This window comes from Bradyrhizobium sp. USDA 3311 (assembly GCF_054062495.1).
Window position 1 is genome coordinate 8,261,454 of the sequence record NZ_JBSSFI010000001.1, and the last position, 14,410, is coordinate 8,275,863.

17 protein-coding genes and 1 pseudogene are annotated in these 14,410 nt (G+C 64.4%); 6 read left to right on the top strand and 12 right to left on the bottom strand.

Annotated elements, in window-relative coordinates:
- Positions 1-13 precede the first annotated feature (13 nt).
- A complete protein-coding gene (locus tag ACVWW6_RS39315; protein ID WP_011085384.1) occupies positions 14-1,504 on the top strand; it encodes an HWE histidine kinase domain-containing protein in 1,491 nt (496 codons plus the stop codon).
- On the opposite strand, the gene ACVWW6_RS39320 is transcribed toward ACVWW6_RS39315, so the two are convergent.
- Positions 1,501-1,917, bottom strand: coding sequence for a hypothetical protein (locus ACVWW6_RS39320; protein WP_456682660.1), 417 nt, complete (start codon positions 1,915-1,917; stop codon positions 1,501-1,503). The genes ACVWW6_RS39315 and ACVWW6_RS39320 overlap by 4 nt on opposite strands.
- Here ACVWW6_RS39320 and ACVWW6_RS39325 point away from each other — a divergent pair.
- Both ACVWW6_RS39325 and ACVWW6_RS39330 read left to right on the top strand, forming a co-directional pair.
- Complete coding sequence (locus tag ACVWW6_RS39325) at positions 1,862-2,131, top strand: hypothetical protein (protein WP_028175372.1); 270 nt, start codon at positions 1,862-1,864, stop codon at positions 2,129-2,131. The two genes, ACVWW6_RS39320 and ACVWW6_RS39325, sit on opposite strands and share 56 nt — an antisense overlap.
- A gap of 96 nt (positions 2,132-2,227) precedes the next feature.
- Positions 2,228-2,464, top strand: a complete 237-nt coding sequence (locus ACVWW6_RS39330; RefSeq protein ID WP_011085382.1) for a hypothetical protein — start codon at positions 2,228-2,230, stop codon at positions 2,462-2,464.
- Between the two features lie 96 nt (positions 2,465-2,560).
- On the opposite strand, the gene ACVWW6_RS39335 is transcribed toward ACVWW6_RS39330, so the two are convergent.
- Positions 2,561-2,767: a hypothetical protein gene (locus ACVWW6_RS39335; RefSeq protein WP_038965905.1), complete on the bottom strand. Its 207-nt coding sequence runs from the start codon at positions 2,765-2,767 to the stop codon at positions 2,561-2,563.
- Positions 2,768-2,785: 18 nt separating this feature from the next.
- The gene (locus tag ACVWW6_RS39340; protein ID WP_028175375.1) at positions 2,786-3,007 is read right to left on the bottom strand and encodes a hypothetical protein; all 222 of its coding nucleotides are present in this window, start codon (positions 3,005-3,007) and stop codon (positions 2,786-2,788) included.
- A 115-nt stretch (positions 3,008-3,122) separates the two neighbouring features.
- Between ACVWW6_RS39340 and ACVWW6_RS39345 the strand changes: the two genes are divergently transcribed.
- Both ACVWW6_RS39345 and ACVWW6_RS39350 read left to right on the top strand, forming a co-directional pair.
- Positions 3,123-3,317, top strand: coding sequence for a DUF3072 domain-containing protein (locus ACVWW6_RS39345; protein ID WP_028175376.1), 195 nt, complete (start codon positions 3,123-3,125; stop codon positions 3,315-3,317).
- A gap of 91 nt (positions 3,318-3,408) precedes the next feature.
- Entirely contained in the window at positions 3,409-3,684 is a 276-nt protein-coding gene (locus ACVWW6_RS39350; protein WP_456682661.1) for a DUF6496 domain-containing protein, read from the top strand.
- Between the two features lie 12 nt (positions 3,685-3,696).
- Here the strand turns inward: ACVWW6_RS39350 and ACVWW6_RS39355 are convergent, their stop codons facing one another.
- A complete protein-coding gene (locus ACVWW6_RS39355; RefSeq protein WP_456682662.1) occupies positions 3,697-4,059 on the bottom strand; it encodes a hypothetical protein in 363 nt (120 codons plus the stop codon).
- A 273-nt stretch (positions 4,060-4,332) separates the two neighbouring features.
- Positions 4,333-5,868 carry a Do family serine endopeptidase gene (locus tag ACVWW6_RS39360; protein ID WP_456682663.1) on the bottom strand — a complete coding sequence of 512 codons (1,536 nt, stop codon included), beginning with the start codon at positions 5,866-5,868 and terminating at the stop codon, positions 4,333-4,335.
- A 213-nt stretch (positions 5,869-6,081) separates the two neighbouring features.
- On the opposite strand from ACVWW6_RS39360, the gene ACVWW6_RS39365 reads away from it, so the two are divergent.
- Positions 6,082-6,918 (top strand): universal stress protein, encoded by an 837-nt coding sequence (locus ACVWW6_RS39365; RefSeq protein WP_028175380.1) that lies wholly within the window; start codon positions 6,082-6,084, stop codon positions 6,916-6,918.
- 20 nt (positions 6,919-6,938) lie between these two features.
- Here the strand turns inward: ACVWW6_RS39365 and ACVWW6_RS39370 are convergent, their stop codons facing one another.
- From ACVWW6_RS39370 to fba, 7 genes and pseudogenes are all read right to left on the bottom strand, one after another.
- Positions 6,939-7,151: a hypothetical protein gene (locus ACVWW6_RS39370; protein ID WP_028175381.1), complete on the bottom strand. Its 213-nt coding sequence runs from the start codon at positions 7,149-7,151 to the stop codon at positions 6,939-6,941.
- A 382-nt stretch (positions 7,152-7,533) separates the two neighbouring features.
- Complete coding sequence (locus ACVWW6_RS39375; protein ID WP_456682664.1) at positions 7,534-9,390, bottom strand: putative bifunctional diguanylate cyclase/phosphodiesterase; 1,857 nt, start codon at positions 9,388-9,390, stop codon at positions 7,534-7,536.
- Between the two features lie 255 nt (positions 9,391-9,645).
- The gene (gene rpe / locus ACVWW6_RS39380; protein ID WP_456682665.1) at positions 9,646-10,383 is read right to left on the bottom strand and encodes a ribulose-phosphate 3-epimerase; all 738 of its coding nucleotides are present in this window, start codon (positions 10,381-10,383) and stop codon (positions 9,646-9,648) included.
- Positions 10,380-11,312, bottom strand: coding sequence for a CbbX protein (gene cbbX, locus ACVWW6_RS39385; protein ID WP_161536040.1), 933 nt, complete (start codon positions 11,310-11,312; stop codon positions 10,380-10,382). Before cbbX ends, rpe begins: the two co-directional genes overlap by 4 nt.
- Before the next feature lie 97 nt (positions 11,313-11,409).
- On the bottom strand, positions 11,410-11,814 hold the full coding sequence (locus ACVWW6_RS39390; protein ID WP_011085372.1) for a ribulose bisphosphate carboxylase small subunit: 405 nt from the start codon (positions 11,812-11,814) through the stop codon (positions 11,410-11,412).
- Between the two features lie 11 nt (positions 11,815-11,825).
- Positions 11,826-13,287: pseudogene (locus ACVWW6_RS39395) on the bottom strand (form I ribulose bisphosphate carboxylase large subunit).
- A gap of 31 nt (positions 13,288-13,318) precedes the next feature.
- Positions 13,319-14,404 (bottom strand): class II fructose-bisphosphate aldolase, encoded by a 1,086-nt coding sequence (gene fba / locus ACVWW6_RS39400; RefSeq protein WP_028175387.1) that lies wholly within the window; start codon positions 14,402-14,404, stop codon positions 13,319-13,321.
- Between the last annotated feature and the right edge of the window lie 6 nt (positions 14,405-14,410).

Below are 14,410 nucleotides of genomic sequence, written 5' to 3' on the forward strand. Positions count from 1 at the left end.
GCTGGATGCGCGAATGGACCACGAAAAGGTCAACATCCTCCTCGTCGACGACCAGCCGGCCAAGCTGCTCGCCTATGAGGTGATCTTGAAGGAACTCGGCGAGAACCTCGTGATCGCCTCGTCCGGCCGCGAGGCGCTGGAGGTTCTGCTCAAGACCGAGATCGCGGTGATCCTGGTCGACGTCTGCATGCCCGAGCTCGACGGCTTCGAGCTTGCGGCGATGATCCGGGAGCATCCGCGTTTCCAGAAGACGGCGATGATCTTCATCTCGGCCATTCAGGTGAGCGACATCGATCGGTTGCGCGGCTATGAGATGGGCGCGGTCGACTATGTTCCGGTGCCGGTCGTGCCGGAGGTGCTGCGCGCCAAAGTCAAGGTGTTTGCCGAGCTGTACCGGAAGACCCGCGAGCTCGAACGGCTAAACCACGATCTCGAAGACCGTGTCCGTGCACGCACCGCGGAATTGGAGAACTCCACGGCGAAGCTGCGCGAGAGCGAAGAGCGTCGCAGCATGGCGATCGCCGCCGGCAAGATGGGATCATGGGACTGGGACTGGGTCAGCGGCGACTGGATGTGGGACGAGGGGCAGTATCGCATCTTTGGCGTGAGCCCGGAGAGCTTCGAGGTCAATCCGGCCAACGTTCAGGCACTGTTGCATCCCGATGACGTCGACCAATTGCGCAAGGCGATCGCCGAATTCAGCAAGGGCACACGCGCCTATGAGACGGAATTCCGCATTGTGCGGCCCGACGGCGATGTGCGCTGGTGTGTCGGCACGGCTGCCGCCACCGCCGACAATAGCGGCCGCGTGGTGCGCGTGAGCGGTGTCACCGTGGACATCACCGAGCGCAAACGTGCCGAGGAGCGGCAAAATCTGCTGGCGCGGGAAGTCGATCATCGCGCCAAGAATGCGCTGGCGCTGGCGCAATCGATCGTGCGTCTCACCCGTGCCGACGAGGTCAAGGCCTACGTCAACGCCGTCGAGGGACGCATCAACGCGCTGGCGCGCGTGCATACGATCCTGTCGCTGTCGAGCTGGCAGGGCGCCGAACTCTCGAAGCTGATCGACGAGGAGCTCGCGCCCTACTCGCTCGGCGGCCAGATCAAGCTGGCGGGGCCCGAGGTTCAGTTGCTGCCGGCAACCGCCCAGACGCTGGCGCTCGCGCTGCACGAGCTTTTCACCAACTCGGCCAAGTATGGCGCGCTCTCGACGCGGTCGGGCCGGCTCATGATCGGCTGGCAGGTCGAGGAGGATCACCTCACACTGATCTGGGAGGAATCCGGCGGTCCGCTGGTGAGGACGCCGAAATCTCGCGGCTTCGGCACGCGGAGCCTGCTTGCGAGCGTCGAGTCCCAGCTCGGCGGAAAGGCGCAATTCGATTGGCGCGCCGAGGGCCTGTTGTGCCGCCTGGAAGTGCCGTTGACCCGGAAGACCCCAACCGGCGCCGCGCACGGCAAGTTCGAGGGCACCACCTCCCTCGCGCTCCAGCGCGCGTCGGGTTAACCCGACGCGGCGACCTTCATGCGCCGCACCGGCCGGGGTTCATGGGCGATGCGCCCTTCGAGCCAGGCTTCCGTTTGCGCGAGATCGCGTAACGCCATCGCATAGCGGCGGGCCGCGCTTCGCTCGGCACCGCGCGGCAGCTTGCGCGCCTTGCGCAGCATGTCGGCGGCCGCGTTTCGATAGGCCAGCGAGCGATAGAGAAAGACAACCTTACCCATATCGAATGTTCCCGTGTTGACGGTCTCCATGGTCGCAAGGTGGGCATGAACGTCGGATGAAGCCCGACGTGACAAATCGTTCATGCCGATGGAACCCGCAATCGCCGGCTGCGTTGCAAGCAAGATCGAGGGCGGTTCCATGGGCGCGAAAAAGTCGCCGAAAAAGTCGCCAAGGCTGATCTCTCCTTCCGGCATCATCACGCTCTTGACGCACGCGATGATGGGCGCGGCGATTGGCCTCGCCTTCGGTCTCGTGCTCATTCTGTCCAACCCAGCGGTGGCAAATTTGCTGAACCATGGCGGAGATTCGGCCGCGGCCGTTTTCGTCGTCACGCTGGTGACGACGTTCGCGATCGGCGCGATGCTCACGGGCATCGTGTTCATCATCGCCGAGGACAAGGAATTTTGAAGCGCGCGTGAAACCCGCGAGGCTGCTTTGCCGGGAACTCCTGCGGCGAATGGCAGTTGGCTGCCTGCGTCATTTTAACTCAGGGAGTTCCTGCGCATGAAGACGACCAAGCTCGCCCTCGCCGTGATGTTGGCAACCGGCCTCGCCGCCGCCCCGTTCGCCGCACAGGCGAAGTCGCACAAGGCGAAACATGAATCCTCGACGTCGTCCTCGCAGACGACGGGCGCCAACACGAAATCCAAGGGCGCCGATCCTTCCGGTCAGGGCGGCTCCGGTCCCGGCTCCGATCAGGGCGGCACCATGACGAACAAGGGTACTGGCAACACCAAGTAGACTCGCCGTCGTTCATCGAAGGCCCCGTGATCGCGGGGCCTTCTTGCTTTGCTGTTCGATACAAGCCTTCTCACGCCACATCGTCGGCGCACGCCTTTAGCTGCGCCGGATGTCGGCGATGTTCGGGCCGCCTGCGGAGTTCGTCTTCACGAGATGGTCGAGCCGCGCCCGCTTGCGCGCGATCAGAAGCTGGGCCGCAGCGTCGTCGAGACCCTCACGCTGCAATTGCCGGATCGCGGACCCCAGCTCCAGGATCTCGGCGCGCAGTCTCAAGATCCGGTACGTGTCCGGGTCTTCCTCCACGGCACGCTCCCAAATGTCTCAGCGACGCACGATTGCGCGCACGGGATCAGCGGCTTTCTTGAGGGAACGAAGACGTACACGATCGCGAACATCCGGCAGGACATCACCACCACCAGCCGCCTTCCATTCGCCGATCAGCAGATTGATTTTCCGGCGCAGATCCATCTGCGCCAGGGCCTTTTCTGTGCAGTCGCGATCGCGGTCGACGAGCTCGCGCACGGACGCCTCGACATCGGCCATTTCCAGCCTCAAGGCACTGATCTTACGTCGAATTTCATTAATTCTGTTGTCCATAGCTTCTTAGAACAAAATAAGAACATATAGTCAAGTCACGATTTCAGAACGGAGAGGCCAGATGCAGGTTCAAGGTAAATACGACGCCAGGGTTTTCCTCGCGGAGCAGATGACGCGGGCACAAGGCCTGAGGTTGAAGCGGCTCAGCGAGGAGGCCTATCAGCCCACGCAATATGATCGGGGTCTGTCCTTCACTGAAGCTGCGCGCCGCATCCAGGTGCTCGAGGCGGAGATCGAACTGGCGAATTCCTTCTAGCCAGGCTGCGTCGCGCATCCGGACGTTGCGGGCGCGCCTTCGGAACCATGCCTGTGTCGAATGGTTTTCTCCCGGCCAAGGGAGAATCTGAATGGCACGCAAGGCAAAGAAGCGCCGTTACTCGCGCAGCGCCGGGAGCGATGTCGAAAGCGAAATGCGGCGCTACAAGAAGGGCACGGCCAAGAGCGGCCGCGGTGGTCGCGGCGGACGCGTGAAGAGCCGCAAGCAGGCGATCGCAATCGGCCTGTCGAAGGCGCGCAAGAAAGGCAAGAAGGTCCCGAAAAAGGCCTCGAAGAAAACTGCCAAGAAGAAGATGGCCAAGAGAGCAGCCAAGAAAACGTCCAAGCGCAAATCCGCCAAGCGGTAGTGGCAATCGGCGCTAGATCATGCTGCCCGGCATGAAGCAGCGGATCGAGATGCCAAACGCGGTCTTCACCGGCCACACCATGGTGCGACCGGCGCGGTTCGGCTCGGTGATGACGGCTTCATCGGGCACATCGACCCACTGCCCATCGAGGCGTACGCGATAGTGCCCGTCATGCGATTCCCAATCGGGATCGGAGACGGCAAATCCGTCGGCATCCGAGCAGCACGGGCCGAGATGGCTGCGCAGACTGTCGAACCAGGGCTTGAGCGGCGAATCGGCGTAGCGGCCGTCATCACGCCCCAGGGCGCCTCCAGCCGACAGCACGAGCGGCGCCACGAGCAGCGCACATCTCAGCGAGAGCTTCAATCGATCCATGTCGGCACCGATCAAATACGAACCGCCGGCCGGTTCCACAAAACGGCCGGACGTCCGAAGTTCCACTCTAGCAGCTCGCCTGGGCGTCTTCATTGCCGCCAAGGCGACACGCGATTTCGAACTCTGACGAGCGAACGCGGCTTTTTCGGACGAACCCGTCACCAATGCTGCCGTTAACGAGAATGTTATCGGCGGGCTGTTGGTATCCCGGATGCAAACGAGAAAAGGCGGCCCAAAGGCCGCCCTTTTGGATTTGCACTGGTGGAGCTCGACTTACGCGAGCGGCACCGCGACGAACCGGGTCGCGTCCGCGCTTCTGACCTGCAACAGCACGCTGTTCTTGCCGGACGATTTCGCCTGCGCCAGCTCGGACCGGACGTCGCCGACATTGGCGACGGGCTTGCCGCCGACATTGAGGATGACGTCGCCGGTCTGGATGCCGCGCTGCGCCGCCGGCCCTTGCGGATCGACCTCGGTGACGACGACGCCCTTCTGGCCGGCGCCCTGCACGTCGCCGGCCGGCGCCAGGCTGAGCCCGAGGCGCGGCGTGCCGGGCTGCACCTTGCCATCGTCGGCCTTGCCTTGGGCCTGCCGCTCGTTCGGCAGCTCGCCGAGCGCGAGGGTCACCGTCTTGCTCGCGCCCTTGTGGAAGACGTCGAGCTTCACGGACGTGCCCGGCGCCAGCGTGGCGACGGTGCGGGCGAGATCGCGGGAGTCCTTGATCGCGGTGCCGTTGACGGCGGTGATGACGTCGCCCGCCTCGATGCCGGCCTTTGCCGCCGGGCTATTGTCCTGCGGATTGTCGACGATCGCGCCGCGCGCCTCCTTCAGGCCGAGGCTGTCGGCGATCTCTGATGTCACCGGCTGCACCTGCACGCCGAGCCAGCCGCGGGTGACCGCACCCTTGTCCTTCAACTGCGCGACGACGAGCTTTGTGGTCGTGGCCGGAATGTCGAAGCCGATGCCGACCGAACCGCCCGACGGCGAGAAGATCGCAGTGTTCACGCCGATCACGTTGCCGCTCATGTCGAAGGCCGGGCCGCCGGAATTGCCCTTGTTGATGGGCGCGTCGATCTGGATGAAGTCGTCATAGGGGCCGTTGCCGATGTCGCGGCCGCTCGCCGAGACGATGCCGGCGGTCACGGTGCCGCCGAGGCCGAAGGGATTGCCGACCGCGACCACCCAGTCGCCGATCCGCGGCTTCTGGTCGGAGAACTTGACGAAGGGAAAGTCCTTCTTGCCATCGACCTTGATGAGGGCGAGATCGGTCTTCGGATCGGTGCCGACCACCTTCGCGGTATAGCTCGTCCCGTCGTCCATGGTGACCTGCACGGACTCGGCGTGGTCGACGACGTGGTTGTTGGTCACGGCATAGCCGTCGGCTGAGATGAAGAAGCCGGAGCCTTCGCCCGTGACCATCTGGTGACGCTGGCGCGGCATGCCGTTCATGCCACCCGGAAGGCGGAAGCCGAACTGCCGCGAGAACTGGTCGAACGGCGCGTCCTCGTCGGAATCCATCCGGTTCTGTTGCAGCATCGCGCTCTTGTCGTTGTCCTGGTCGATCCTGACCCGCACCGAGATGACGGCAGGTTTGACCTTGGCGACGAGGTCGCCGAAGCCCGGCGGAGTCGCAGCGCTTTCCGCGGCCTGGGCCGGCGCGATGAAGGAGGTCACGCCGAGCGGCGAAGAGCCGGGAGATGCCGCCAGCACAGCCACGCCAAGCGCGGCCACGGTGCCGAGCAGCGCGAGCCGGCGCGGCTTCAAGATCCTGCGGGACGTGGTGATGTCGGAATTGACGCGGTCATTCATGTCGAAATGTCCATGTTGGGTCAGGTGTCGCCTTGCAAGCAACATGGCCGCCGCGACCTTACGGTGTCCCGTCCGCGCGATTAAATCTTGGCAAAGTTGGTGCGGTCAGCGGCCGGGCCAAAAATCGGGGCTGCACATTTGATGCAGCTCAACGCCGCCCCTTCGCGCGGTGAAAGACTGCGGGCACCGAATGATGTCCATCGGAGGCGCGCCATGTACAAAGATATTCTCGTCCACGTCCCGACCGAGCGCCCGATGCGTCCCGTGATCGACGGCTCGATCTCGCTCGCGGCGCATTTCAACGCCCATCTCGACGCGGTCGCGGTCGGCTATGTCGCAACCAGCGCGGCTTATGTCATGGAGGGCGGGGCCGCCGTGGCGGCCGTGTTCGAACTGGAACGCGAGCGGGCAGTTGAGCGGGCCGAGGCCGCGCTCGCGGTGTTCGGAAGCGAAGCGGCGAACGCCGGCATTTCCTACACGTGCCGCCCGATCGGCGCGATTCCGGCGGACGCGGCCGGCTCGCTCGGCGAGATGGCGCGACTGCACGATCTCAGCATCGTACTTCAGCCGAATCCGGAGCAAGGCTCGTTCGACAACGACCTGCCGCGCGAGATTCTGTTCCACGCGGGCGGCCCCGTGCTGTTCCTGCCTTACACCTTCCGTGGCGCCTTCAAGGCGAACCGGATCGGCATCTGCTGGGACGGCAGCCGGCTCGCCGCCCGCGCGATGCGCGACGCCGCACCGTTCCTGGCCCGCGCCGAAGAGATCGTGATCATCACGATCAACGAAGCCGACACGGTGCCCGGCGAAGTGTCGGCAGGCAATCTGGCAAGACATCTCGGCCGGCGCGGGCTCTCGACCCGCACGGTCGGCCTGTCAGCGACCCGCTCCGAGATTCAGCCGACCATCCTGTCGCTGGCGGCCGACGAGAGCCTCGATCTCCTGGTGATGGGCGGCTACGGCCATTCGCGATTGCAGGAGCGCGTTCTCGGCGGCGTCACCCGCGCCATGCTGGAAGCCATGACGGTGCCGACGCTGATGTCGCACTGACCGAAGCCGGCCCGACGCTCTCAAGCCGCAGCGGGGGTCTCCCATCCAGCGGTTGCGGTGGCGTCCTCGTCGCGTTGCACATTGCACGCATCGAAATGCGCCTTCAGCGCGAGCTCGGCGAGGTATTCGAAATGTTCGGCCTGGCCGAGGAGTTCCCAGTTCTGGAGCGGCCGATAGGCCGCCTGCTGGCGACAGAGGGACGCAAGCGCCCGGTAGCGACGTACGTTCTCCATGAGAATCTCCCTCTCGGTCACACCCGGCTTATTTCTCCGGTTTGCGTCAGGGGCATTGCACTTGTGCGAAACATTTTCTGCGCAATGCCGGTCAGTCTCGGGAATGTTAACCTGTGCTGCAACGCGGCCGCTTTGCTTTGGCGCAAACTTTACAATTGTTTGGCGATTGTTCTTGGCACGGCTCAATGCGGACCCAGCCACAAAGTTACGGCATGTGTGAGGCAAAGCACAGCCGGACGTCCTTATCGCGCGTATAAATTTTTGCGTATGGCCGCAAACAAGGTAACGGCGGTACACCAAGGCTACGCTATCAACGCAGCCTGCGACTTTGGAGCCGCGCGGGCATGGAACCGGCGGCTCATTTCGTTTCTGGCGGCGATGGCTAGGCGTAGAGGCGGCGTTCCACGGTCACGCCGACCAGGTCGAGATAGCGTTCGATCAGGTCGGGACGGCCGACGAGATAGCCCTGCATCTCCTCGCAGGCCTCGCGCGTCAGGAAGGCGCGCTGCGCCTCCGTCTCCACCCCTTCAGCGATGACCGGAATATTCAGCGCGTGCGCGAGGCTCAGGACCGCGCGGACGATCTCGGCCGATTGCGGCGTCGCCTCGAGGTTGGAGATGAAGCTGCGATCGATCTTGATCTTGTCGAACGGAAACGACTGGAGATAGGACAGCGAGGAGTAGCCGGTGCCGAAATCGTCCATCGCAATGCGGATGCCGAGAGCCTTCAACCGCCGCAGCAGGTTGAGCGCGCGGGTAAAATCGCCGATCAGCACGCCCTCGGTGATCTCGACCTCGAGCCGCGTCGGCGCAAGCCCCGTCTCCAGCAGGATCTGGTGGATCGAGCGCTCGAGGTCGCCGGCCTGGACCTGGACCGGTGACAAATTGACCGCGACCTGCAGCGGCCGCGGCCAGGATGCCGCCTCGCGGCAAGCCTCGCGCAGAACCCATTCGCCGATCTGGACGATCAGCCCGTTCTCCTCGGCGAGCGGAATGAACCGGTCCGGCGGCACGAAGCCCCGCGTCGGGTGATTCCAGCGCAGCAGCGCCTCGAAGCCGATGACCTCGCCATCCATCCGCGCCTGCGGCTGGAAGTGGACGAGGAACTGGTTCTGCTCCAGCGCCTGACGCAGATCGTGCTGCAACAGCCTGCGATCGCGCAGTTCCTGGTCCGTCTCGGATTCGAAGAAGCGGACCCTGGCCCTGCCCTCGCGCTTGGCGCGATAGAGCGCGGAATCGGCGTTGGCGAGCAGCGTCGCGGCATCCACGCCGTCATCGGGATAAACGGCGATGCCGACGCTGACGCCGACCTGGGAGAGATAGTCGTCGATCTCGAGCTCCTTACCTATGACCTCGACCAGGCGCTCGGCGAGCGTCAGCATATCCTCGCGGCGGGCGTTGTCCGGCATCAGGATCATGAACTCGTCGCCGCCGATGCGGGCGACGAAAGCGCCGTCGGCTTCCGCGGCAAGGCGATCCGCCGCCGCCCGCATCAGCATGTCGCCGACGGGATGGCCGAACACGTCGTTGACCTCCTTGAAGCGATCGAGATCGAGGCTGAGCACCGCAAAACTGGTCAACGCCTCCTGCGCCAGCTCCAGCCGTTCGTCCAGCTCCGCGTTGAAGGCGCTGCGGTTCGGCAGGTCGGTCAAGGCATCATGATGGGCAAGATGACTGATGCGTGCCTGGCTCGCGAGCTGCTCGGTGACGTCCTCGATCACACCGACCACGTATTGAGGCGTACCGTTCCCATCCCTGATCAGCAGCTTGCGTGAATTGACGACGCGATCGTGACCGTTGACACCCACTTCGAGCAGATGCCCCTCCAGGAACATCGGCTCGCCGGTGTCCACGACCCGGCGATCCTGTTCGTTGACGACGCGGGCGACGTCGGCCGGGAAAATCTCTTCGGGCGTCCTCCCCAGCATCTGCTCACGCGGCAGGCCGTAATAGTCCTCGCCGGCACGGTTGAGCAGGATGTAGCGGGAATCCTTCGCGCATTTTGCAAACACGGCAATCGGGATGTTTTCGACGATGGTGTCGAGGAACTCCCGGGTCCGCAGTAGATCTTGCTCGACCTCATCGTGCGTGTGCGCACTTGCGTCGATGACCCGGTGGCGGTCGCGTTCGTTCGCCTCATAGGCCGCACTGACGAGCTCGGCCAGCTTGACGATATCGACCTGGCCGGTCGCTCCGGTGGCACAGCGAAGCTGCTCGGCGAACAAGCGATGCATGCTCATGCCATCGCCCCACGCCGCGTGCGGGCCTCATGCCCGCAAATGTCTTCGATCCGCATCCCCGCGCTCTCTCGCGTTCCTGAACCGCAGATTGAGACACCTAGCATTGCGCGGGCGTTAATCGAACGTTCGCCTCGGACGCGGTGGTTACCCCGGCCTGAAGGAATCCGATCGCCTTGTGCGGCAGTTCCGTGGAACCCCGGAGGAAAGTGGCACGCGTTGGCACAACCGGCACCCGGAGTGCACGGCTCCCGTAGTCTACCGGAGGCGCGCGCTTTCGCCGGCGCGCATCGGCTGCACCGAAATATCCTGCAGCTTCGGAACCCGGCCGGCCTCCGCGGCGACCCGAATGGCCGCGATGTTGCCGGCGTAGTCGGCGCTGCTCTTGCCGCGGAACACCGCGGAACCCGCTACGAGCGTATCGGCACCCGCGGCGGCTACAGCAGCTGCGTTCTCGCGCGTGATGCCGCCATCGACCTCGAGCCGGATCGGCCGGTCGCCGATCATGGTTCGAATGCGCTTGATCTTTTCAAGCTGGGACTCGAGGAAGGACTGGCCGCCAAAGCCCGGATTGACCGTCATCACCAACACCAGATCGATACGGTCGAGCACGTATTCGATCGCGCTTTCCGATGTTGCCGGGCACAGGCTGACGCCGGCCTTTTTCCCGAGCGCACGGACCGCCTGCAGTGTGCGGTCGAGATGCGGGCCCGCTTCGGCATGAACGGTGATGACATCGGCCCCGGCCTTCGCGAACGCCTCGAGATAAGGATCGACCGGCGCGATCATGAGATGCACGTCGAAGACCTTCTTCGTCACCGGCCGGATCGCCTTGATGACGTCGGCGCCGAAGCTGATGTTCGGGACGAAATGCCCGTCCATGACATCGCAATGGATCCAGTCGGCGCCGGCCGCGTCGATGGCCGCGATCTCCTCGCCGAGACGGGCGAAGTCTGCAGCCAGGATCGAGGGGGCGATAAGAATCTCGCTGGTCATGGCTTTGCACTCCGCACGTCGGCCCCGCCGCTGAAGACGCGGCTCGCCAGCACGTCCACGGGGTCGATGGTTTCGAGGTCGGAAATGTCGAGCACCCGGTCGAGATCGGACACCAGGCGATCGGCCTGCCGCAACCGCATGCGATCGACGGCATTGCGGATCGAGCGGGCGTTGGAGAAGAACGGCTGGGTCCGCCGCAGCGCGATGTATCTCTCAAAGGCCTCGCGCGCGGCCGCCGAGAAGCGATAGCCGCGCTCCTTCAGCATCAGCTCGGCAATGACGAGCAGCTCGGCTTCCGCATAGTCCGGAAACTCGACGTGGTGGGCGATGCGCGAACGGAAGCCGGGATTGGAGGCGAAGAAGCTGGTCATCCGCTCGCCATAGCCGGCGAGGATCACGACGAGATCCTCGCGCTGGTTCTCCATCACCTGAAGCAGGATCTCGATCGCCTCCTGGCCGTAGTCGCGCTCATTGTCCGGCCGGTGCAGATAATAGGCTTCGTCGATGAATAGCACGCCGCCCATCGCCTTCTTCAAGATCTCCTTCGTCTTCGGCGCGGTGTGCCCGATATACTGGCCGACGAGGTCGTCTCGCGTCACCGAGATCACCTGACCGCGCCGCACGAAACCGAGCCCGTGCAGGATCTTCGCCATGCGCAGCGCCACGGTGGTCTTGCCGGTGCCGGGATTGCCGGTGAACGACATGTGCAGCGTCGGCGGTGCGGAGGCGAGGCCCGCACGCTGCCGGATGCGCTCGATCAGCAGAAGCGAAGCGATCTGGCGCACACGGTTCTTGACCGGCCGGAGGCCGACCAGCTCCTGCTCGAGCTGCTGCAGCGTATCCGTGATCCCGGCCGCTTCGGCTTCCTTGCGGAGATCGAAATTGGTCTCGCCGCCTTCGGCGGTCGTAGCATGGGGCACGTCAAGCATCGGCACCTCGAAGAAAAGAGCTTCGCCGCGGGGAGGCGGCGAAGCAGTGGTCCGCCAAGGAAACGGAGCAGGGAGAGCTCCGCGCGGAACCGGATGATCAGGACACGTGTGCGGGCGCCTTTCGCACCGTGGTGTAGCGGATTGCGCGTCCCCCCACTTCCTGCCGCACCAGCTCGAATTCGGCTTCCTGCGGCGGCCGGTTGACGAGGAAGGAGATTCGCACCGACTCCCAGCCAGGGCTGGAATCGAAGCCACTGATGCGGATGTAGCGGTCGCCATACACCCTGCGGCACTCCGCGAGCTCCATCATCACGCCGGCGGCGTCCTGGAGGTCGAACATCGGCAGGCCCCACATCTCCCAATAGGTGTTGCGGGGATGCGGATCGTCAGTGAACTCGATGTTCACCGCCCAGCCCTTGGCGAGGCAATACTGCACCTGCTTATAGATCTGGTCGTCGGTCAGATCGGGTAGGAACGAGAAGCAGCCCTGGGTCAGTTTCATGTCTCATCTCCTCAAACGGTTTCCAGCGCCGTTGGCACGAAGTCCGGCGTGTCGGTGGACTGGTAGTTGAAGGTCACGTCCTTCCAGACCTCGAGCGCAGACTTGAGCGGCGTGCAGGTCTGGCGCCGCCCTGGCCAGGATCTCCGGGCCTTCGTGGACGTAGTCGCGCCCCTCGTTGCGGGCGAGGATCATCGCTTCCAGCGCCACGCGGTTGGCGATCGCGCCGGCCGCGATCCCCATGGGATGGCCGATCGTGCCACCGCCGAATTGCAGCACGACGTCCTCGCCCAACAGATCGAGCAGCTGGTGCATCTGGCCGGCATGGATGCCGCCGGAGGCCACCGGCATCATCTTGTTCAGGCTCGCCCAGGACTGGTCGAAGAACAGGCCGTGCTCGAGCTTGGTCGGATTGAAATCCTCGCGGCAGACATCGTAGTAGCCGCGCGTGGTGTTGGGATCGCCTTCGAGCTTGCCGACCACCGTGCCGGCATGGATGTGATCGACCCCGGCGAGCCGCATCCATTTGGCGATGACACGGAACGACACGCCATGGCTCTTCTGCCGCGTATAGGTCGAGTGGCCGGCGCGATGCAGATGCAGGATCATGTCATTGCGCCGGGCCCACTTGGCCATCGACTGGATCGCGGTGTAGCCGATCACGAGGTCGATCATGACGATGCAGGATCCGAGCTCCTTGGCGAACTCTGCGCGCTCGTACATGTCCTCCATCGTTCCCGCGGTGATGTTCAGGTAGGTGCCCTTCACCTCGCCCGACGCCGCCTGCGCACGGTTCACCGCCTCCATGCAATAGAGGAAGCGGTCGCGCCAATGCATGAAGGGCTGCGAGTTGATGTTCTCGTCGTCCTTGGTGAAGTCGAGCCCGCCCTTCAGCGCCTCGTAGACCACGCGGCCATAGTTGCGCCCCGAAAGCCCGAGCTTCGGCTTCACGGTTGCGCCGAGCAGCGGCCGGCCGAACTTGTCGAGTCGCTCGCGCTCGACCACGATGCCGGTCGCCGGCCCCTGGAACGTCTTCACATAGGCGACGGGGAAACGCATGTCCTCGAGCCGCAGCGCCTTCAACGGCTTGAAGCCGAACACGTTGCCGATGATCGAGGCCGAGAGGTTGGCGATCGAGCCCGGCTCGAACAGGTCGAGGTCGTAGGCGATGTAGGCGAAATACGAGCCCGGCGTGCCCGGCACCGGATCGACGCGATAGCATTTCGCGCGATATTTCTCCGCGGCCGTCAGGCGATCCGTCCACACCACCGTCCAGGTCGCGGTCGAGGACTCGCCGGCAACCGCAGCGGACGCCTCGATCGGATCGACGCCCTCCTGCGGCGTGACGCGGAACAGCGCGATGACGTCGGTGTCCTTTGGCGTGTAGTCGGGCTCCCAATAGCCCATGCGCTTGTATTCCATGACGCCCGAGCGATAACGCTCCTTGCCGCGAACCGTGCCGGTATGTGCGTTCATGACTCTCTCCTGTTCTTCTCTCTCTGAATGACTAGGCGGCGACTGACTCTCGGGCATCGACGCGCGGATCGAGCTCGCCGGCGCGATAACGCCGCGCCATCTCGCTCAAGGGAACGACCTTGATCCTGCCGGCGTGGCCCGCGGTGCCGAACTGCTCGAAGCGCTCGCGACAGAGGTCGCGCATCGCGTCCATCGCGGGTTTGAGGAATTTTCGCGGATCGAACTCATTGCGACTTTGCGCCGCGACCTTGCGGAACACGGCAGTCATCGCCAGGCGGCAGTCGGTGTCGATATTGACCTTGCGCACACCGCTCTTGATGCCGCGCACGATCTCCTCGACCGGCACGCCCCAGGTCTGCGGCATCTCGCCGCCGAACTGGTTGAACATGTCCTGGAGCGGCTGCGGCACCGAGGACGAGCCGTGCATGACGAGATGCGTGTTCGGCAGCCGGCGGTGAATCTCCTCGACCACCCGCATCGCCAGGATATCGCCATCGGGCTTGCGGCTGAACTTGTAGGCGCCGTGCGAGGTACCCATCGCGATGGCGAGCGCGTCCACTTTGGTGGCGCGGACGAAATCGACGGCCTGGTCGGGATCGGTCAGCAACTGGTCGTGGCTGACCTTGCCCTCGACGCCGTGACCATCCTCCTGCTCGCCGCCGCCATGCTCGAGCGAGCCGAGCACGCCGAGCTCGCCTTCGACCGAGGCGCCGACCCAATGGGCCAGATCGACGACGCGGCGGGTGATCGCGACATTGTAGTCGTAGTCGGCCGCGGTCTTGGCGTCGGCTTTCAGCGAACCGTCCATCATCACCGAGGTGAAGCCGTGCGCGATGGCGGACGCGCAGGTCGCCTCGTCATTGCCGTGGTCCTGGTGCATGCAGAGCGGGATGTCCGGGTAGGTCCGCTCCAGCGCGTCGATCATGTGCGAAAGCATGAGATCGCCGGCATAGCTGCGCGCGCCGCGCGAGGCCTGGATGATCACGGGCGCATCGACCTCGGCGGCCGCCTGCATGATCGCGATGCCCTGCTCCATGTTGTTGATGTTGAACGCCGGCACCGCGTAGCCGTGGCTGGCGGCGTGATCGAGCAGTTGGCGAAGGGTGATACGGGCCAAGGGTCG